11 protein-coding genes are annotated in these 20,700 nt (G+C 62.9%); 5 read left to right on the forward strand and 6 right to left on the reverse strand.

From position 1 onward, the window contains the following. Positions 1-399 precede the first annotated feature (399 nt). The 4 genes from Q0938_RS14760 (at position 400) to Q0938_RS14775 (ending at position 5,976) form a co-directional block, all read left to right on the forward strand. Positions 400-1,692 (forward strand): polysaccharide biosynthesis/export family protein, encoded by a 1,293-nt coding sequence (locus Q0938_RS14760; RefSeq protein WP_299363826.1) that lies wholly within the window; start codon positions 400-402, stop codon positions 1,690-1,692. Then, positions 1,692-3,290 carry an O-antigen translocase gene (locus Q0938_RS14765; RefSeq protein ID WP_299363828.1) on the forward strand — a complete coding sequence of 533 codons (1,599 nt, stop codon included), beginning with the start codon at positions 1,692-1,694 and terminating at the stop codon, positions 3,288-3,290. Before Q0938_RS14760 ends, Q0938_RS14765 begins: the two co-directional genes overlap by 1 nt. Before the next feature lie 144 nt (positions 3,291-3,434). Continuing rightward, positions 3,435-4,493: a glycosyltransferase gene (locus tag Q0938_RS14770; RefSeq protein ID WP_299363830.1), complete on the forward strand. Its 1,059-nt coding sequence runs from the start codon at positions 3,435-3,437 to the stop codon at positions 4,491-4,493. Between the two features lie 235 nt (positions 4,494-4,728). Beyond that, positions 4,729-5,976 carry a glycosyltransferase gene (locus Q0938_RS14775; RefSeq protein WP_299363832.1) on the forward strand — a complete coding sequence of 416 codons (1,248 nt, stop codon included), beginning with the start codon at positions 4,729-4,731 and terminating at the stop codon, positions 5,974-5,976. Here Q0938_RS14775 and Q0938_RS14780 read toward each other — a convergent pair. Together Q0938_RS14780 and Q0938_RS14785 are read right to left on the reverse strand one after the other, a co-directional pair. Next, a complete protein-coding gene (locus tag Q0938_RS14780; RefSeq protein WP_366942762.1) occupies positions 5,961-7,049 on the reverse strand; it encodes a glycosyltransferase family 2 protein in 1,089 nt (362 codons plus the stop codon). The two genes, Q0938_RS14775 and Q0938_RS14780, sit on opposite strands and share 16 nt — an antisense overlap. Continuing rightward, entirely contained in the window at positions 6,967-7,704 is a 738-nt protein-coding gene (locus Q0938_RS14785; RefSeq protein WP_299363837.1) for a response regulator transcription factor, read from the reverse strand. The genes Q0938_RS14780 and Q0938_RS14785 overlap by 83 nt, the downstream gene beginning before the upstream one ends. 787 nt (positions 7,705-8,491) lie before the next feature. Between Q0938_RS14785 and Q0938_RS14790 the strand changes: the two genes are divergently transcribed. Next, positions 8,492-9,241 carry a sugar transferase gene (locus tag Q0938_RS14790; protein ID WP_299363839.1) on the forward strand — a complete coding sequence of 250 codons (750 nt, stop codon included), beginning with the start codon at positions 8,492-8,494 and terminating at the stop codon, positions 9,239-9,241. Positions 9,242-9,380: 139 nt separating this feature from the next. Here Q0938_RS14790 and Q0938_RS14795 read toward each other — a convergent pair whose 3' ends face one another. The 4 genes from Q0938_RS14795 to Q0938_RS14810 form a co-directional block, all read right to left on the reverse strand. Continuing rightward, entirely contained in the window at positions 9,381-11,462 is a 2,082-nt protein-coding gene (locus tag Q0938_RS14795) for a DUF4082 domain-containing protein (RefSeq protein WP_299363841.1), read from the reverse strand. Positions 11,463-11,588: 126 nt separating this feature from the next. Next, positions 11,589-11,711 (reverse strand): hypothetical protein, encoded by a 123-nt coding sequence (locus tag Q0938_RS14800; RefSeq protein ID WP_299363843.1) that lies wholly within the window; start codon positions 11,709-11,711, stop codon positions 11,589-11,591. Positions 11,712-13,070: 1,359 nt separating this feature from the next. After that, positions 13,071-14,708: an exosortase E/protease, VPEID-CTERM system gene (gene xrtE / locus Q0938_RS14805; protein ID WP_299363846.1), complete on the reverse strand. Its 1,638-nt coding sequence runs from the start codon at positions 14,706-14,708 to the stop codon at positions 13,071-13,073. A 1,476-nt stretch (positions 14,709-16,184) separates the two neighbouring features. Next, positions 16,185-20,087 (reverse strand): N,N-dimethylformamidase beta subunit family domain-containing protein, encoded by a 3,903-nt coding sequence (locus Q0938_RS14810; RefSeq protein WP_299363849.1) that lies wholly within the window; start codon positions 20,085-20,087, stop codon positions 16,185-16,187. Positions 20,088-20,700 lie beyond the last annotated feature (613 nt).

Genomic DNA, 20,700 nt, shown 5'->3' on the forward strand with positions numbered 1-20,700 from the left:
CACAATGTCCACTATCAATGGTGGACACTATCCCGCACTCTCACACCGCGGCAGAGCGGTTAGACCGGACGGTTACGCTTCTCCGACGTCAGCCTTCGAATGATTCTTTCGATCTTCAAGAACCGCTTCGAGCGGAAGCGCCTCTGCATTCGAAGAAAGGTGTCGCTCCGCTTGACCAAGGTAGTTCTCTCCGGCAGCGGTGTGGTGCGGGACCTTGACCTTCTAAGGTTACACCACGCCGCTCGCGGGTTGATAGGCCTTTGGAACGTGGACAGAGACTGCGGCTTTTCCTGACGTCACGCTTCGCTACGCTCTGCTACGGTAACACATGTACGCTTTAATGCCTTCAAGTCATACGGAGCGGCATCGCGAACGTCGGCCATTATTGGATGTGCCCTCATGACGAACATGCGTCGCCACGGTCGCAGGATCTGGGTAGCGCGAGGGCGGCATCTCGCGACCGTCCTTGCCTTTACCGTTTTGGCGGCCACACAACTCGTCGCGTCCGAGATCCCCCTCGTACCCCACGCCCGGATCTCCATCACCGCGGCCCAGTGGGTGGAGGCCGAGGGAGCCTTTCGACACTGGCCGGAACTCGAAGGGGACTTCACCATCGGCGCTGACGGAACCATCCGCCTTCCGATGGTCGGAGCCGTTACCGCGGCCGGGCAGACGGCTCCGGAAGTCGCGGCGGAGATTGCGACGAGCTTCGCGCGAAAGGTCGGCCTCAATGCGGCGCCCGATGTCGTGGTGACGGTTGCCGAGTATCCGCCGATCTTCCTCGTCGGTGACGTCACGTCGCCCGGTCAGTACGCCTTCACACCGGGGCTGACGGTTCTCAAAGCTCTGGCACTCGGCGGGGGGACGTATCGTCCCGGCAACCGGGCGATCCAAGACCAGGTCGCGCTCGTTGGTGAACAGGAGGACCTTTCGACCAGAATCCTGCGTGCAGAGGCCCGCATCGCGCGCCTTGCGGCGGAGCAGCGGGGGGCGGAGTCGATCGTTTTCCCGCCGGTGCTGTCCAGTACCGACGCCGGCCCGCTTGCCCACGAAATCATCGCCGCAGAGACGGTCCTGTTCGAGGCTCGCGCGAACGGCATTCGGCGCCAGCGCGCCGCGCTCGACGAACTGACGCAGCTTCTCGGTGTCGAGATCGACGTTCTCGTCGAAAAGGCCGCGATGGTGGACGCCGCGATCGCCAGTGCCGACGAGGAGCTGCAGGGCGTCCGCCGGTTCGAAGGTCTGCCGGCCCAAGGCCTAGAAGCCAGCCTCTCGAACCTCCGCGCGCAGCGGCTCGACCAGACTACCGCCATCACGCGCGCCCGCCAGGGCCTCGCTGCGACGGAGCGAGACCACATAGCGCTCGATGAGGAACGTCAGGCAACAGTTACCGCCGAGCTGCAGGATGCGCGGGCGGACCTCGATCGGCTCCGCATTCTCCTGGACGTCTCGCAGCGCAAGCTCCTCCTCACACAGTCCGAATTTGGGGCCGGCGATATGGGCGAACTGCAATTCTCGATCATCCGCATCGGAGGCCCGGAGGAGACGATCTCGGCCAGCGAGGCGACCTCCCTACTCCCCGGCGACACCCTCAAGGTGGAGACGCCGGGCTCGACCCAGTTGTCACGCCGCGAGCCAGATCTCGCGGCCGAGCGACCAACGCAACTCTCGACACTCGCAGAATCCGACTGATGGCCGATGCATCGGTTGCCGACATGCGGCGCGGCTCGGGCCACCTCGCCGAACTGCCTCCGAACGCGGTAAGCGACGACATGGGGGTCCGACATTCGGACGAGAGCTATCGGGAGATCGTTCGCTCGAGCGCGGTTGTCGCCGGCGCCTCGATCGTGACGATTGCCGCCGGCATGGTCCGGGTGAAGGCGTTCGCGCTGCTCCTCGGCCCGGCAGGTGTCGGCGTGTTCGGGATATACTCGGCGTTCATCGACGTTGCCGCCAGCGCGTGCGGGCTAGGTATCGCCTCCAGCGGCGTGCGGCAGATCGCGGACGCCGATGGAGCCGGCGACCTGCGGCGGGTCGCGCGGACCGCTTCCTTGGTGCGGCGCCTGTCGCTCGCGCTCGGCATCCTTGCCGTCGTCGGCTTCATTATCGGTGCCGGTCCGTTAGCGCGCTTCTCTTTCGGCGATGCCGCGCAAGAGAGTGCCGTCGCGCTTCTCGGCGTCGCCGTGTTGTTCCGCATCCTGGGTGCGGGCGAGGGTAGTCTTCTTCAGGGACAGCGGCAGATCGGAGCGTTGGCCAAGGCAACCATCGCGGCGGCCCTGGTCGGGACGGTCGCGAGCATTGCGCTGGTCCTCACACTTGGCATTCGCGGCGTCGTCCCGGCCCTCCTGGTAATCGCGGCGGCTGGCGCGGGTGCGAACTTCGCCTACAGCCGCAAGCTTACCCCGCACTTGCGATCATCTGTCGCCATGGGCGCGCGCGGCGACGTTGTCGACCTCGTCACGCTCGGGTTCGCTTTCATGGTGAGCGGCATCTTGGCGCTCGGCGCCGCCTACCTCGTGCGCATCATCGTCCTGCGCCATGGCGGCATCGAAGCAGCGGGACTGTACCAGGCGGCATGGACGCTTGGCGGTCTCTATGTCGGGATCCTTCTTCAGGCAATGGGAACGGATTTTTATCCCCGGCTCACAGCAATCCACCGCGACGGAGCGGCGGCGTCGGCGCTCATCAATGAGCAGATGCGAATCAGCATGCTTCTCGGTGGACCGGGTATCGCGGCCACGATCACCTTTGCGCCGCTCGCCATGACCCTCTTCTACTCGTCCGAGTTCGTGGCGGCCGCAGAGGCGCTGCGCTGGATCTGCGCCGGCATGGCGATGCGAATCGTGTCGTGGCCGATGGGCTTCATCCTCCTCGCGCGCGGGATGAGGCGGACTTTCATGCTGGTCGACGTGGTGGCTTTTTCCGTTCAGGTTGCGCTTGCTCAGCTGCTCGTGCCGATGATTGGCTTGGTCGGCGCGGGGATGGCCTTCTTCGGCATGTACCTGGTCCACGCGCCATTCGTCTACGCCATTGCCCGGCGCGCCTGCGGGGTCACGCTCTCGGTTTTGAACCTCATCTTGGCGGGCGGATATCTCGTGATTGTGCTCGTCCTTCTCCTTGCGTTCACCTGGCTCCACCCTCTCGTGGCAATGGCGATGGGATCCGTGGCTGCGGCCGTGAGCGGAGTTCTTGCCACACGGGATCTCCTGCGGCTGTTTCCCTCCGCGGCGCGGTGGCCGGCCCGCCTCCGCTCGAGGGCCCGGCTCCGTCGCGTCAGGCGGATGGACTGATGCTGCGGGGGATTCACCGGACAGACTCTTCGGGAACGATCCCCTACCGTTCCGTGCAAACATCATCCGAAACCGTGAGGTCTCGGTAGGGGAATAGATGATCCAGACACATACTTCTGTCCGCAGACGCTTTAAGACGTGCCGGTGGAAGAGGTCGGCATGAGTCGCGCGGCCGGAGACGACAGAACGGCCCACATCTCCGCCGACGGGGTAATCTTCGGGGGCGCTCCTCGTGAACTCGATCCCCTGCCCGCGCCGCTCACCCCGGCGGTGAGCGCCGAGCCCAACGGGATCGATGAGTCGCCCCACGTCGCGGTCAGCGTGGTCATTCCGCACCTAAACGAGCCAGCTCGTCTCGAGCGCTGCCTCCGCTCCCTCGACCGGCAACGGAAAGGGCACGTGGCGTTCGAGGTCATCGTGGTCGACAACGGCTCACGCGAGTCCGTTGCTGAGATCTGCCACGCGTTCTCCGGAGTCAGCCTTGTCGTCGAGCCAGTTCCCGGTCCCGGACCCGCGCGCAACCGCGGTGCGGCACTGGCGAGAGGCGAGATCATCGCGTTTATCGATGCAGATTGCGTCGCGCACCCAGGCTGGACCGAAGCGATCGAGGAGGCATTCAGAAAGCCTGGGGTGGACATCATTGGCGGCGACATCCGCATTCTGCCTCGTTCGGCGCAGCGAACCGCACTTGAAGCTTACGAGGGGCTCTACAGCTATCGTGCCAAGCTCTTCGTCGAGCGGCACGGATATGCTGCGACGGGCAACATGGCTATGAGAGCGGACGTCTTTCGCCGCGTCGGCCCTTTCCCGGGGCTCGGCACCCACGAGGACGTCGTGTGGGGCCGCAGGGCGCGTGCGCTCGGCTGCACCATCGCCTTCAAGCCCACCGTCATCGTTCTGACCGACGCCTGCGACTCATTCGACGCGCTCGCAAAGCGCCTCGACCGGCTCGTGGTGCACAGCCGTAGAGACAGCCCGCAACGAGGACAGCTCTTTTGGCTCCTGAGGACGGGTCTTGTCGTCGCCTCGCCGCTCTTCGAAATCCCCCGAGTCCTGACAAGCGATCGGCTAAGTGGCGCAAGGGAACGCCTGGCGGTATCTGCCCTGCTTGTGCGCTCGCGGTTGCACCGGGCGAAGCGGATGGTCTCGGTATGGCATAACGGGAGCGGCGCGGAACTTATTGCGAACTGGAACCGTGACTAAGGTGTGGTCCTCCCAATTCCCCGTGTCCGAGGCCCAACTCTGCTGCCTGCGGGGCGCGCCATTCAGCAATCCCGCTTTCTCACCTGCTTGGTAGGGCAGTATGACTTTCCGCGAAGTGCGAACTGGTCCCGAGACAACCGAAAATCAGAGCGTGCCTTGCACGCTGGAGGAAGAGGCAGCGGCGGCTGCTCTGAATGCCCGGCGGGGAGGGTCAGTCGGCCCGCAAGACGGTAGGATGCGGGTACTCGTCATGCCGCACGATCTTGCTATCGGCGGAAGCCAGATCAACGCCATCGACCTTGCCGCGGGCGTGGCCAAAGCCGGCCACGAGGTCGTGGTCTTCGGTGTGCGAGGGCCGCTCGTGGACATAATCCACGAGCGCGGACTGGAATTCGTCGATGCCCACAGCCTCAGCTGGAGGCCCGCGCCAACGCGGATCGCGCAGCTCGTCGCCCTTGCGCGTCGCCGCAGGATCGACGTTATTCACACCTATGAATGGTCGACCTGCCTCGACGCCTACTTCGGGCCGCACCTTTGCCTGGGTGTGCCGCTGCTCTGCACCGTCCTCAGCATGAGCGCGACTCCTATGGTGCCGCCGAGCGTGCCGCTGGTCATGGGCACCAAAGATCTCGGGACGGAGGCGCGGCGTCTCCAGAAGGAGAGAGTTTGGGTACTCGAACCCCCTATCGACACCGAGCGGGACAACCCTGCAATGGAGGGGTCGCCTTTCCGGCGTGATCTAGGGATAGCGGAGGACGAGTTTCTGATCGTGACTGTCTCGCGGCTGTCGTTGGATATCAAAATCGATGCGCTGGTGCGCGCGGTAGACGCTATGGAAGAGCTTGCGAGCGACATTCCTATTCGTCTCGCTATCGTTGGCGGCGGGCAGGCGTCGGATGCGCTGAGAGCGAGGGCCGAAGCACTCAACCGGCGCGTTGGCCGCGATGTGATCGTGTTCGCCGGGCCTTGGCTCGATCCCCGCACGGCTTACGCAGCGGCCGATCTCGTGCTGGGCATGGGCAGCTCGGCGCTGCGCGCGCTCGCGATCGGGCGGCCACTCATCGTTCAGGGATTGAACGCTTTTTCAGTTGTCTTTGGACCAGACACCCTTCCAGTATTCCTCCGCCAAGGGTTTTTCGGTGAGGGTGAGTGCGAACCTGGCGCCGGCCGCCTAGCCCGCCAGATCGCCGAACTCTACCGTGCGCCCGCCCGACGGGAGGCGCTCGGAGCGTACGGTCGGTCCGTAGTGACGGAGCGCTTTAGCTTGGCTCGTGGTATCGACTTGACGCTGCAGATGTATCGGGATGTGTTACGCACGCCGCCCCGCCGCAACCTCATCGACGCGTTCCGAGGAGGCTGGAGGGCGCTGAAGCTCGAGGTGGAGAACCACGACCCGCGGCAGAAACGCCGGCTAGCGGCATTCGAGCACGGGCTACTGGATGCGGCGAGATCGGAGTCTTGGCCTCCTCAGGCGCTCCGGTGACCGAACGGTCGGTTGCGCGCCCGCCGCAGTGGCCCTGCCACCCGCCGAAGAACGGCACGGGCCACCCCGAGCGCCACCTCCGGATCGGCGCGCAACGCCCTAAGAATCGCACGATTGGCCAAGCGTGGCTTTCCGCTCTCTGCGAGTTGCCGGCCGACCTCGAGCCAGAGCGCGGAGCGCTGACGCGGGTAGAAGCTTAGGAGCTGTTCGTTCGCCTTGAGGATTCGCAGGACCCCGAGCGTCTCTCTCCTGCGGCTTCGCGAGATGCTGTCGTCTGAGACGAACCCCAGCAGCACGGGCTCGCGGTCCTCGACGATTTTTGTGCGTTGCGCGAGGCGTATGGCGAACTCCCAGTCCTCGTTCGCGCGCGCTCTCCTGTCGAAATACGGTCCATCGCCGAGCGCTTCGCGTCGGAACAGGCTACACTGAACGCTGATCCGGTTCTCCCGCAGGAGGTGCCCGACTTGATCCTCCTCAAGACATAGTGGCGTTTCAGCGGCGGGGGCGAGGCAGACGAGCCCCTCACCGTAGACGAAACGCTCGTTCCGCCCGACGAGAATCTTTGGGCCAGTGATGGCCCCGACCTCGCCTGGCAGGCTATCGAGTCGCTCCACCTGCCTCGCGAGCTTGCCGGGGAGCCAGAGGTCGTCGCTGTCCTGAAAAGCTACAAAGGCGCCCCGGGCCAGAGCGATCCCCGTGTTCCGGGCTGCCGCGGCGCCCTCGTTCAATAACCTGCGGACGTAGCGGACTCGCCCGTCATCTTGCTCGGAGACGACAGCTTGGACGTTCTCGGTCGATCCGTCGTCGACGACGATCAACTCGAGATCTGTGAAGCTTTGGCCGAGTACGCTCGCCATGGCGTCTCCGAGCGTGCGCGTCCGATTGTAGGTGGGAAGGATAACTGATACTCGCGGGTGCAACTCGGCACCATCCTTCCTACTGCTCGCGCTTTGCGCCGCTCTTTGGGTTGTCGCTGCTTGTACCTTAGCTCTACCCGTGCGCGTCGCTCTCGTCGTCGAACCAGCCGCTTGCCACGGCGTAGCGCACGATGCTTGCCCGCGAGGCGAGATCAAGCTTCTGGCAGCCGCGCGCCTTGTAGGTCTCGATCGACTTGGGGCTAACGCCGAGTTCCCGCGCGATCTCCTTGATGCTGTGGCCGAAGGCGACGAGCCTCAACGTGTGAATTTCTCGCTCGCTCAGGCGGTCGACCACCCCCGAGAGTGCCGCCTCCAACGTCTCGGGTCGTCTCGTCTGCTTGCAGAGAGCACGGCCGAGGATGGCAGGATCCACGTACATGCCGCCCGTCCGCGCCGCATAAAGCGCGTGGAAGATAGCCTGGGTGTCCGAGTTCTTCAGGACAAAGCCGCTCACGTCGAGCCGCATTGCTCGATGCAGATAGGCGCAGTCCGAGTGCGAGGTGAAAATTAGGACCTTAAGGCCGGACCGGATCGCCTGAAACGTTTCGATAGAACTTAGCAGGTTTCCGTCGGCGAAGTCGATTTCGGAGAGGACGATGTCGGGTCGCTCGCTCTGGATCACGCGGGACGCTTGCGCAATCGAAGACGCCACACCGCAGATGTGGAAATCGAACTCGTGCCGCAGGGCTTCGGTCAGGCCGCGGACAACGATTGGCTGCCTATCCATGATGAGCAGCCGAGTAGGCCGCGAAACGTCCTGGAGGTCCGCTCCAACGTCGTATCGTCTGATGTCCTTGGCAGCAACGTTCATCAGATTCCTTCCGCATCTGCGCCATGCGATAAGGCGCACCAACCTCCCGCGAGGTGCCAGTACTTTCAGCCTCGTCGCACCGCTACACCACTCCGCTGCGCTGACACTTGGCCCGGCAAGCCCGCCCGCGGACCGGCGTGTCGGAGAAGTCCGCGCGATCGGCCAACATTGCTGCGACGGAGATCGCGCCTCGCACCTATCCGACAATCAGCGGCTCCCGCCGCCCCCGCGGGGGCCGCCCGCTGTGACACCTCTCGACTGGGTGAATTCTACGTTCATCTACCTCGGGCTGGGAAGCAACTTGGGCAAAGGGTGAACCTCGGTCGTCCAAAAGGTTGTTAATCCCTGTCATCCGCCACTCTCGGCAGCAGCGCACCGCTGGATGTGCCCGTCTCGTAGGGTGCATGATCTTCGTTGCGATCAGCTCGGGCGCCGCCAGTTGCAAGGCGTGCTCATGCCGAATGTTCGGACGAGGGCGCCCGGACCTGCGCTCGCCTCGCAACGCGATATGGGCGCCGCCGTCCAGTCGGCTTCCCGGAAGACTGCCAAGGCCGCGCTGGAGGCGCTTAGGGGCTGCTACCCCCCCCCATTTTGGTAGCGGACTAACCGAATGATCACCTCTCCTCGCCGAGTACACGAGGCATAATTCTCCATGTCGAGCCGCGGCAACCGGGTGCAAAGCATCCTTGCCCTGGCGCTCTTGGGGATCGTTGAGGGGCCCTCGAGCAGGGTGCGTTCGATATCTGCCTCGCAAACCGCGCGGGGGTTTTTCCGGAGTGGGTCGAACATGGACTTTGCTGGACACCAAAGCTTACTTGGATCGCATCGTGCGGCCGAGCGAATTTCCCCGGATCATGAATTTGTGCAGGGCTTCGATGTCGTCGCCCCGCGCGGACGGACGAATGATGCATTCACCCAAACCGAAACGCGAGGCAAGAATCCCTACCTTGACAGCCGGACGAAACGATTTCTTGATCTGACCGTTGCAGCCATAGCGCTGGCAGTGCTATTCCCACTTATGCTCTCGATCGCGAGTGCGGTGCTTGTCACGAGCAGAGGCCCGGCTTTGTTTCTACAGGAGCGGGGGGGACGCGGCCAACGGCCGTTCCGCATTATGAAGTTCCGTTCGATGTACGTTCAACCAGCGGAATCTTCGATCGTTCAAGCGACCCCCGGCGATCCCCGAGCCACCCCGCTCGGGCGCTTCCTGCGGAGCACCAGTGTGGACGAGATTCCTCAGCTATTCAATGTATTCAAGGGGGAAATGTCGATCGTGGGTCCGCGGCCCCATGCGATCGTGCACGATGAACTTTTCGCAACGCGGATCGACGCTTACTGTAATCGCTTCGTCTGCAAGCCGGGGATCACCGGCCTGGCTCAGGTGCGCGGCTACCGCGGCGCGACGACGACCCAAGACTTGATTGCGCAGCGCGTAGCATTGGACCTTCAGTATATCGAAACGGCGTCGCTGCGCCTTGATCTGCTCATCATATTACGGACCACTTGGACCGTGCTGACCTGTCGCAATGCCCACTGAAACCTGCATCCGCAGGTGAACGAGGGCCAGGCTGGATGATGGTGGGAGCCAAAGCTCCGATTGGCGGCGGCTCGACAGGCCAGAGAGCCGCCGCCGAAGTTGAACGGCCCGCCTAGGCTGCGGGCCCACTCCGTTGGGGTCAGAGAATGAAGTCGCTCGCGGCATAGTCGCTGGCCGTCACCGCTCCGTCGTCAATCCAGATCTGGATTTCTGCCGGTGCGTCGCCGTCGGTATTTCCATGGACCAGTGTTCGACCGTCGACATCGATCAGCCAGAGCCCGCCCTTGTCGCTGCTGCCAAATGTGAACGCCTGGTTGCCTCTCATGGCGTGGTCAGCATCAAGTTTCGCGACGTTGATGATGTCTCCACCGTCCACGCCGGCACCCTCGAACGCGATCGCACCGTCACCGGCGCGGATTTCGTCGGGCGACTCCCAGCTCGATTCGCGGATGGCGCGAAACACGAAATCATCGTTCCCCAAGCCACCGATCAATATGTCACGGCCTCGCTGTCCTTGCAGCAGATCATCGCCATCGTGACCCCGAAGCACATCGTCTCCGCTGTTACCTATGATGGTGTCATCGCCTTTCCTGCCAAAGATCACGTCATCGCTTGTTGTGCCGCGCAGCCAGTTGTCCGCGTCTGTCCCTTCCAAAGTGGGGGCCGGCAGCGGCATCGAGGGTTCGGTCGGTGAAATGCTCTCGTTCGCAGCGTCATTCGTGAAGACGACGTCGACCCAGTAGTTGCTCGCCTGGTAGGTCTGGGTGGGGAACGAGCCGGCCCCGCCGTATTTGTAGACGCCGGACTCATGCGGCGCCGAGAGAGCGCCGGCATCGACCGACTGCGTGAAGAAATCAGTCGTGACCGCGTACCTGCCTTGCGGCGAGTGGTAGGACGCGATGTAGACCTCGCCTGCGCTGACAGCGACAGGCTTGTCAAAGGCCACTTCCCGCCAACCCGCACCGGAACCGCCGCTGAAACTCTTCGTTGCCAGGAGCTGACCTTCTTCGGTCCAAAGTGAAACCGGGTGCGAACCGTTGCTTTCGGCAGTCTCATAGAACTGGATCGCCGCAATCGCGCCATCGGCGTTGGCTCGAAACTTCATGCCGAGTTCGACAGAACCGGTGTCGCTGTCCACTTCCGCGGGGGGAGCTGCATCGTCGTTCCAGAAGCCTGCTCCGGTCTCAGGTTCCGGCTCGGGTTCAGGCTCAGGTTCCGGCTCGGGTTCAGGTTCCGGCTCGGGCTGGGGCTCAGGCTCGGGTCCGGGTTCAGGCTCGGGTCCGGACCCCACTGGCTCGAACGCTGCGCCGAGCGAAGTCGAGGCCGCGGCCAGTCCAGTCACACCTTCGACGGTGATCGTGTTGCCGTTGAACGCCAGGCGCAGGCTGCCGTCGACCAGACTGGCGCTGACGTCACTCGCGAGCAGAGAGTCGAACGCCGAGAAGTCAATGTAGTCGACTCCAGTCCGGAAGTTATGAAAGACGTCGCTGCCGGCCGAAGCTTCGAACACGTCGATATTGGAGCCGCCTGCCAGGGCGTCGTTGCCGCTGGTGCCGCGCACAGTCGTGATCACGTCCGTGGCACCGTCGTAGAACTTCACGAAGTCGTACTGCGACGTAGCATCCTGCAAAGGCGGACCGCCACCCCAGTTGGGGTTGCCGGTCCAGGCGTTCATCATGATGTAGCCTGTCTCGGCGCTGTCAGCCTCCGAGTACTGGAAGACCTGCACGATCTCGCCATCTACAGTGAAGGACAGTACCCCGGGCTCCCACAGGAATCCGTAGCGGTGGAAGTCGAGGGTCGGATTGAACGGCAGGTCGACGGGCCGATCATCATTGGCGGGGTGGACGACGAAGTGGACGCGACCAGAATCCGGGGAGTCTATCCAGCTCTCGTTAGTCAGGAACTCGACGTCCCACTCAAGTGGACCGTAGCCTTCCTGGATCCAAAAGAACGAATTCACGACACCGGGGGTCGGCGACACCTTCATGCTCGTTTCATAGTAGCCGTAGCCATAGCCGCCGACTGTTTGGATCTCCGATCCGCGCAACTCGTTCGCGGCGACTGTCAGCGAGAGCTCACCATCGCTTACGTCAGTGAGGTTTGGGTCCAGCCAGTTGCCACCAGTGCCGGTCCACGGTCCGGCCAAGCGCCAGACTCCGTCGGACGATTGCCTGTTGACGTATGGTCCGTCGAAGTCTTCGAAGATCAACGGCTCCATAAAATACTCCCAGTGTTTGGCACATAGTTGGCAGTCATCTTTCAGCACTCCTTCTCTCGCCACTCGTGGTCGAGCATGGCTCTTGCCCCACGCGATAAACGTGTTTTGGCCTAGCCGCCGAGTTTCTCATCGAAGCCCGCGCAACTCGCCGCGTTCGATGCTGGTTAAGATGTCGGCGCGACGCTCGACATCACGCTCGACCTGCTTGACATAGCTTCGCTTGGTTCCGCGCAAGCTCAGGCGCCGCACGCCGACTCCTCGGCGCTGCGCCCGGCGCGCAACATCGCGGAGATCTGTTCTCTAAAATCCAAAAGGTCCGAAATCCCGTTTTTCGAGGCGAAAACTGCTATTCATAGCGGGTCCGAGGCAGCTGCTCCTGTCTCCTTAGCTTCAGCTTCTACCCGATCGCGTGGTTAGTGCTGCGGAAACGGCGACGTCGCGCTGTCGCTGGCACTTCAACGGATCGACACGCGATAGCTGGCCGAAGTCCCTGTCTCTCGTCACTGATGTGAAGCGCACTTTGAATGGCATTGATGAACAGTCGGTTAAGAGGAGAATTGCACGACTAGAAACCGCTGCATCTTACGTAACGCCCGGTGCCCCTCCTTCTTTGGCGACCAGCTCGTGGTTGAGTTCCAGGTGCCATAGTCGAGTGCGCTTGCGAGGGCGAGCCTTGGAGGCAAGGTCTCAATGAAGCCGGGCACTTTCTTGCCTTTCGGTGCGAAAGTCCGCTTATCAAAACAGCGAGACTCGCGGGAACATGCGTAGCGGCCACATGGGACGGCGGATTGTGCTCGGCGGTACCATGGCTTCGGAGGTCGAGCCAGCCGGTGTGTCGCGGTGCGTGTGGTGGGCCCGCTTGTCGTTACCGATCACCTCAGAGCCTCTGCGCGGCTCTACCGCCATGCGGAGGCCTGCACTGCGGACCTTCAGGTGTGAGAGGCCCAGTGTCACGTAATTGTTATTCACTAAAAGTGTTGCTGCTGTGCTTTCGGGAGCAGCAAGGCCGAGTAACAGGGCGACGGCGAGCCGGGCCGCTGGTCCAGCCCCTAGGTTCTTTTTCAAAGCAGGGCTCGCTGCGGATGTCGGATATCGACTGATCCGACATTCTGGATTGCGTGCCTTCTGCCGATAGGCGCGACAAGGCCGAATCTACCCGAAAGGCCTTGAACAGCCTCAGCCTGTGCATGAAACGCCGCACTGAGCCTGCAGGCTTATTTGCCGGCGACCGAAAAGCCCGCGGCCTCCTGGGCGAGCGCCGCGCTACGCCACAGAGCACTCCGGCCCTGCCGCGATAGAACGTGCCGAGCTTTGTGCCTGCCGGACCGATTGCTCGGTATGCGGCGACAAGGGGATAGTTCCCATTCCGCGTGTAAGGTCTGATGACAACTCTACATAGAAGGGGAAACCGCGGTCATCCACAGTATCCCATACAGCTATTTGGGAGGGGGGCGCGAAATGCTGCCTGAGCCTGATCCTCGGACCTGCGCCACCTCTAACTCATACGTCGAAGCTTTGTTTCATTTCCTCCTCGCCTTGAAGAACGAGTTCTGCGGAAGACGGCAAAGTCGCTGAGCGAGACAATCGTTTGATTCGGACCCGCCAGGCTCAGATCAGCCCCCATTTGCCAGTCACCGCGGCCGCCCCGAATACCACCAGGTTTGCGGCCGCATGCGCCCAGACCGCATCTGCGAGCCTTCCGCGGCGCAGGTAGATCGCGGCAAAGACAAGTCCGCTGACAAAGGCCGCAACGCCACTATCGTGCAGGAAGGCAAAGGCCGTCGCCGACACGAGCGCGGCGCATGCGCGTCCGGCCGAACCGGAAGGCTTCAACAGGTGCCCGAGCAGGTAGCCACGGAAGGCCGCTTCTTCGATCAGCGGGACCAGCAGGACGGTCCCGATCAAGCGCAGCACGACCCAGATCGCAGCCGCTGCCAGCCCCAGCCCGGCGAATGGCGGGTCCGGAGCGTCGATCCCCGCAGCGACGGCAGCAGCTATCCACACGAAGCCTACGGCGACACCAACCACCGGGGGCAACAGGTCGGTGCGCCAGTCGAGCGCCGACCAGACGGAATGGAAAAGCGCCAGTCCCACGAACATGGCCGGAACGCGAAGTGGATAGGCGGTTTCCGGTTGCACGAAAAAGGTAGACGCAAAGAGCCCCGAGAGCAGCAACACCACCAGCGGCATCAGCATGGCGGTGACTAGATCGTTTCGGAAGGTAGTAGAGGGCACAGGCGGCGCAAGCCCGGCACTGGCCGCCTGGCTGCGCCACAGCACCGGCGTCAGATAGGTCGCGCCGATCATTCCGAGGCTCAGCAACGTGAACAGCAGCCAACCCGCGTAGCTGTGGAAGGCGTTCACCGCAAGGTCAGGTGATATCCTCGCGCCGATCCAGATCAGGAGCGCGATCCGCAGCACGTTCAAGGCGAAGCTGGCCAGGAGACCGACGGGCAGTAGGATCAGCGCAAGCGGCAGGCGCAGGCGCCGTTGCTCTAGCGCGATGAACCCGACCATCACCAGCGTAATGAGCGCGAAACCCTGCAGACCCGAGCAGGGCGCGCCAACGTGCACGAGGAACCCTTCGAAGCCGATCACAAGACCGCCGGGATCGGAAAAAAGTTCGCCAGGGAAGAATGCGAGGGCACGCACCACGAGGGCGAACGTTGCGGCTGTCAGCGGCGGCCAGCCCCAGGCGCCGTTGAGCAGCTGGGTCAGCTCCGGCGAGAGGAGGGCGATCCCGATGGCGAGCCACAGCCAGGGACCGCCTCGGCGCAGCACCGAGAGCCAGCAGCCGAGTGGGGCAGTGCCAATCAACGCGGCAGTGACCGAGATGCCGGCGCCCGCGGCCAAGGCGAGGGCGAGCGGCGTCAGGCTGGTCGTCAGATCGCGCCACAGTACTGGCAGCAGCATAAGGGCGAGCCCGACGAGCATCGCGCCGAGCGTCGCGACATGCGACATCCGGCTGGCGCGCGCCCTGCCTCTGGCGATATAGCCGAACAGGTGTGGCCTGGCGGCTATCAACAGACCAAACAGCAGCGCCAGGCTAAGCAGGCGGCTAAAGCCCTCACGCACAGCGAAGCAGGCTTGGGGCTGCGTGAAGCCAGCACATTCGATATCGATCAGGAACTGATAGCAGAATGCAACGACCAGCAACTCTCCGAGCAACACCGCCCCGAATACGACGAGCCTGCGCCAGCCAATCGCCAGAAAGGAAAGCTCTCCTACGGGCACGCTACGCGGCATCTTCGCGGTGACGCCGCCTGGAGCTATCAGCCTCCGGGAGCTGACGCTGTGGGTCACTCGTGAACGCTACGTCGCCGCCACTCCCAGAGCAGGAGCCCCACGATGATGACGATCATCAGAACGGAGGCGCCGGCAAACAGGTCGATCTCAGGAACACCGCGCGGCGGAGGGCCGACGGCATGGGCCGGAGGACCAACGGCATGGGGCGGAGGACCGACACCGGATGAGCGCCCTTGCGCAAAGGCCGGGAGGCCGGCGAACAGAGCGATGAGCTGAAACACGAGCCGAAGCATCGAACGAACTATCTCCTCTTCCTGAAGAGAATTGGTTGCACGACGGAGTAACATTGCACTCAGCTTAGACCGGGCCCGGCCTCCCGTAAAATGACTAATACGACAGGTGCCGTGGCGCCGCAGTGGCGTGGAGGACGAGGCCAGGCGCGCGGTGCAGTATGCGCTCACGGACCTCGCCGCCTGGTTCGCGCTGATGCAAAAACAGGGTGTTGAAGCCCGCTGCCTATGCCGTGATCCGGACTCGTGCTAGTGAGACTCAAAGGCAGTCACGAAGAAGTTCAGGATGTCAATCCTATCCCGTACCCGCGCCGCGTTTGCCTAGTCTATGGCAGCAGCCCGACGCGGCGGCAGATCGGGTGCTCATGCCGGGGCCGAGCGGCTGCTCCCCAGAATACCCTCGCGCGGCGAATTCTGTAACGTAATGCTCTGACACCCTTGCCGTCATCCAAGGTGTACCTGACCGAAGCGTTAGTTATCCAGCGGATGAGCATCCTTCTTTCGCGCCTTGAGCCCCGCCACGCGGCTGATCCGGGGCGGGCTGCGCGTTGCACCCGCCCCCGAAGCACAGATTGCCCTACCGGTCCGCCCGGTGGCACCATGCCGCGGCCGTGGTTTCCCGAGAGCGGCTCGATTTCCCTGCGACCCTATCCGTTGGACAAGACGGTCGTTGCGGCCCTGCATTACGGTTCACAACCGCGATGTGGCCCGCCAGAGCTGCGCCGAGCAAGCCAGCACGGCACTCCACGAAGGCGTCCAGCATGTCGAAGGCTGACGGCGGGGAGGCGCGTCTGCAAACCCCCGGCCTTCCCCATCCTTGGCCGTTGCTACGCGCACGATATATAGGCCACAACCCCGTCGTTGAATTGTAAAAGCACGACGAGCTCGCGCCGTCAACTGCACGTGCTAGTCGAGACATGGGTCGAGGAAGATGAAAACGCGTTTGCGCCGGTCGTTGGCAAGGGATCAGAAATCGGCGTCAACGCTACGCCGCAGCCCGGCATATGGCTCCGACTGACCGAACTGAAGCCAGTAGTTTAGGAGGCGATCTGCGAGGACATTCACGCTGCCGCTCTGCGACTTTGATGGAGTAGAAAGCTCGATCGCGCCGCTGAATCGGTTTGGATCGACCAAGCTTAATGTCAGGAAAATCGTCTTGGCGATTCGGGTAACCGCTAGCGTTCGATTAAGTCCATAGAAAGGAATCAGTCTCCGCGATATATGCGACAGACGGCACCTCTACAAAATCGGGAAGGCCGCGGTCGTGATCCTCGATCCAACCTGGTGGACCGTGCTGCGGGCCGCCGCCAACTCGAATCGTAAGGTTCTGCTCAAACGGCGAGTCTTCGCCATCGTAGGCCTGAACCACGACCTGAAAGACCTTCTCCGGCACGACTTCGCTCGGCGGCACCTCGCCGGGGCGTGTTTTTAAGCGGAGCACGCCACTTTCGGGGTCGAGCGTCAGTTTGCTTTGATCCCTGCCGCCCGCAATCTCGAACCGCAGCATGTCGCCGTCGGGGTCGATCGCCGCAACTCGGCCTACCGTCGTTTGGTCGGGCGCGATAACGAAGACGTCCGAGGAAACGAAGGTGCCCGTCGCCAGCCCTGTGGGGCTCGGTTCGCTCGCGGATGTATCAGGGCGGAAGGAGACGTCGACCCAGTAGTTGCTTGCCTCGTAGCTTTGCGTCGGAAATACCACCGATGTATTGTATGCGTAGACACCGTTCTGGCCAGTCGGAGCTGCAAGCTTGCCGAAAGGCTCGGTGTAGTCAGTAGTGAAATAACCGCTAGCCGCCAAATAATTGTCGTTGGTTCGATACGAGACCACGTATTCAGCATTTGCGGCAATCTGCACCGGCGTATTCAGGGTTGCGACCTGCCAGCCGGTATTGCCGGGAGCGGACGTGAACGTGACACTCGCAAGCAGATTACCGCTCTGGTCCCAAAGCCGTCCGGCGCGCGTGTCAGTATCACCAGCGTCTCCAGCCGCGCGCCAATATTTCAACTCCGTGATCTGCCCAGTCTCGGCCGCCCGGAACCGGACACCAAGCTCCACCGCAGCTGAATCATTGTACGGCAGGCCGGTAACGGTTTCGTGGGGATCAAAAAGGCTGAGCGTGGAAGGTACAGGTGGCGCGGTCACTACGACAGTGTCCCGGGACAGACCGCTTGGGACAGGCAGGTTCAGGCTGTCGTCGATGGCGCGAGCCACGATCTCGTAGGTACCCTCGGTTCGTGGCATCCAACTGTAGCTCCAGTTTGCCTTCCCGTCGGCGACGTTCCAGGTTGCGCCGCCATCGACTGATACTTCGACCACTCCCACCACACCGTCAGTTGTCGAGGCGTTCCCGTCGTTGTCGGTCGCTGTACCGCTGATCGTGACAGGCGTGAATGCGGCGATACTTTCCGGCAAGTCGGTGAGACTGGTCCTGGCAGCAACGCCATCGGCGGATGCGCTTGCCCGTGCAAGCCCGCGGCTCGCTAGGATCGCGTCAGTTACAGCGGGCTGAATGCCCATGTCGGCGAAGACGTTGACAGATAGCTGCTGTATGTTGGTGTCTGCAATATTTCCACCGTAGGGGGAGCTATCGTGTTGGTTGCTTAGCCCCCAGCTCCAGAAGACGGTTCCCGCCCCAAAGACCAGCGCCCCGCTGGGGTCTCGGTAAAGGGTCAGGTTGTGGGTGGCTGTGCCAGGCTCGGTTCGGTTGCCCTCGTCGATGAGGATGCGGGGCCATTCGAGCGTTGTCTCCGAAAGCTTTATCAGACCCGGTGGGCGATTAGCGTCTTCGGGGGAGGTATTCCACTCGTAACCCAATATTCCGGTGGCGATGTAGTTGACCCCGCGATCAGCGACGTTGGTTCCCCGCCAGAACCGCAGGGTGGAGTATGTCGCCGGCACGTCGAGCCCGCCGCCGAAGTTGTTGCCGTCGGGGCCGAACAACTGTCCCGTCAATGAGTTTTCCGGGCGCGCGCCAACGGCGATCAGGTTACCAGAGGCGTCGCGGGACTCCACAAACCGCAGGTCACGCCAGGTGCCCGTCCACTCGTCCGACGGGTCGATATTGGCGTAATCCTCAGGCTGTGCATCGCGGGAGAAGTTCGCCCAAGTTTCCTTGTAGCTGACGAGGGTGCGGTACGGGGTGTTCGATCCGTCGATGCTGTGCTCGTAGCGCGTTTTCCAGTAGACTTCGTTGCCGCTCCAGAAGAGCAGGTTCACGCCCGCATCTCGGGCCGCTTCCACGTTCGCGCGCTGCCCACCGGACCAGTACTCGTCGTGGCCGACCGACAGGTAGGCCTTGTTTCCGAGCAACCCGTTCACCCCTAGCCGATCGGTATCGACGCCCGCGACGTAGGACACGTCATAGCCCTGCTGTTCAAGCCAGTAGATTGCGGCGTACTCTGCGCCGAACAGGTAGTCCTGCGCGCCCGCCGCAGCTCCCCCGCCGTCTCGGGTGATGATTGGTCGGTTATAGGAAACCGCGAACGCCCGGTCCGGGTTCGGACCTGGGTCCGGCGTCAAGTCATCGGGCTGACTGAACCCTCCGTAAAAATTTCCTCCGACCTGCCCGTCGCGCCCAGCCCAGCCGTTATAGGCATGCCACGTCGTGTCTGCCGTCTGGAATACGACATCGCTCCTCGTACCGTTCGGGCGAAGATCGTCTTCGCGCAGAATGAATGGGATCTGATTGGTCGCACCGTTGTCGTCACGTACGAGCTTCGCGAGGTAGACCCCCGATACGGCAGTTTCTGGAGTTTGCCAGCTCGCGGACAAGCTCCAGTTGCCCGCGTCGACAAGCCCGCGCGCGTCGCGGACCGGGTCGGGTTGCCGACTGCCTGTCAGGTTATCGAGAGTCGTGACCAGTGTCGCGCCGCTGCCGCCGTAGTAGCCGAGGCGGTAGATTTCAATGTGATAAGGTGCAGTATGCGTGGCGTTGACGTTTACCTTGAAAGTGACGACCTCGCCAGTGTCGACGCTGATGTCGGTAGCAAACCCCTCGATCTGGTTAGTGGCGTCAGCATCCCAGATGCTTTTGGCAACGCCGGGCTTCTGGTTCTCTTGTAGGATCGACAGCGTGGTGCCGGCCGTGACCGAGACCATGACTGCAGCGGTCGCGCTGCCGCCGTTCCCGTCGGAGACTTGGTAGTTGAACGATGCCTGCCCGGCGAAGCCTGGCGTCGGCGTAAACAAGATCTCGTCGTTCGCCGCGTCGCTGTCGTCCTTGGTGTCGAGAACCACCGTTCCATTGACGGGATTCGAGACACCCGTGACTCGCAGGATGTCGCCGTCAACGTCAGTATCGCCGGCGAGCAGCGTTGCCACGGGGAGCGTCAGAACGCTGCCGGTGGCCACAGTCGCCGTTTCAGAATCGGCGACGGGCGGGTCGTTGACCGGGGTTATCGTGACACTGACAGTAGCCGGCGCAGACCGCAGGCCGCCGCTGTCGGCAATCGTGTAGCTGATCGGTGAGACAGGCCCGGTGTAGTTCGCTGCAGGGATGAAGGTGATCGCACCGCTGGTGCCGTCGACGCTCCACAATCCCTCGCCGGCAACTGTCTTCAACCGGCCGTCCGGTCCGTCTGCGCCGACGATCAAGACCGTGCTTGCGACCGGCAGTCCGTCCTCGGCGTCGGTGTCGCCGGCGACCACGTCGATAACGACCGAGCCATCCTCAAGAACCGTCGCGTTCTCCGAATCCGCGACTGGCGCAGTGTTGGTGCCTTGCACGACCGAGAAGTTCACGTCGTAGGTTCCCAGCAGGGTCCCCTTGCCCGAGGGCTTAGAGTAGACCTGCACTTGGAAGAGGTAGCTGCCGGGTGCCAGCGTCACGCCGCCCAGCAAATCGTCTCCGCGATCGCCAAAGAGCGTGTAGGGAGAGGACTGGTCGGTGGTGGTGTAGGTCTGGCCGCCTCCGGTCAGGGTGAGGCGCATGCTGCGCGCCGTTCCGGCGAGCGCCCCCGTCGGGTCGACCTGCACCAGCAAGGTTGTGCGGTCTGTCAGGCTACCCGCTGTTATGACCGAACCATCTTGAAGCGAGTTGAGCAACCGATCGGACGTTGTGTCATAGAGGCCGTAAGACAGGTCAGCCATTGCACCAGGTTCCCTAAGATTAGCGGCTTGGAGACACGAAACAGGAAACTAGTTTCTCACCATGTACGCAGCGTCACGGCGGGCCGCGCTGTGCGACGAATGATGTTAACTCCGGCGCTGGATGCGAGTGGGTGCGACTTTAGGTTGGCGACGCTAATCTATTTGGTCACCCTGCCAACGCGCGAATTGGCGGCCAGCTTTCAAACTCGAAAGGGGGGAGAATGTGATCCTTAACGTGCGTCCGCGCGGCGCGCGGCGCGCTAGTCGCTTACCTCATGGTGGCAAAATGATAAGCGTGGCCCGCCGTGAGCCGAGGCGGCCCTGATCCGCGTTGAGGGCACATGCGCCGCGCTGCGGTACACGAGCCAAGCTTGTCAGAGCGTCGGTGGACATGTGGCACTGTATCGATCCAGGACTGACAAGAAGCTGCCTCGAGGTCGAGCCGCTCGCTGCGCGCCTCTCCGCACCACAGGCTGTTTTCCGTAACCCGCTCTGCCGGATGAATGCGATCGTTACAACCCTGCCGCATCGCAAGTACCGGCGTGCGCGCGAAGCCGCACCGGAAAACAGTGTCTGCAATAAAGCCGCACGAGCGCCGCGGTGTTGGACCCTG

The organism is uncultured Paracoccus sp. (genome assembly GCF_947496875.1).
Lineage (GTDB): Bacteria > Pseudomonadota > Alphaproteobacteria > Rhodobacterales > Rhodobacteraceae > Paracoccus.

Excerpts from the sequence above, each read along its gene's own strand:
- Q0938_RS14795 (WP_299363841.1), bottom strand. The coding sequence starts at position 11,462 with ATGGAGCCGTTGATCTTCGAAGACTTCGACGGACCATACGTCAACAGG.
- Q0938_RS14785 (WP_299363837.1), bottom strand. The coding sequence starts at position 7,704 with ATGAACGTTGCTGCCAAGGACATCAGACGATACGACGTTGGAGCGGAC.
- Q0938_RS14790 (WP_299363839.1), top strand. The coding sequence starts at position 8,492 with ATGGACTTTGCTGGACACCAAAGCTTACTTGGATCGCATCGTGCGGCC.
- Q0938_RS14760 (WP_299363826.1), top strand. The coding sequence starts at position 400 with ATGACGAACATGCGTCGCCACGGTCGCAGGATCTGGGTAGCGCGAGGG.
- Q0938_RS14765 (WP_299363828.1), top strand. The coding sequence starts at position 1,692 with ATGGCCGATGCATCGGTTGCCGACATGCGGCGCGGCTCGGGCCACCTC.
- Q0938_RS14775 (WP_299363832.1), top strand. The coding sequence starts at position 4,729 with ATGCGGGTACTCGTCATGCCGCACGATCTTGCTATCGGCGGAAGCCAG.
- xrtE (WP_299363846.1), bottom strand. The coding sequence starts at position 14,708 with ATGCCGCGTAGCGTGCCCGTAGGAGAGCTTTCCTTTCTGGCGATTGGC.
- Q0938_RS14810 (WP_299363849.1), bottom strand. The coding sequence starts at position 20,087 with ATGGCTGACCTGTCTTACGGCCTCTATGACACAACGTCCGATCGGTTG.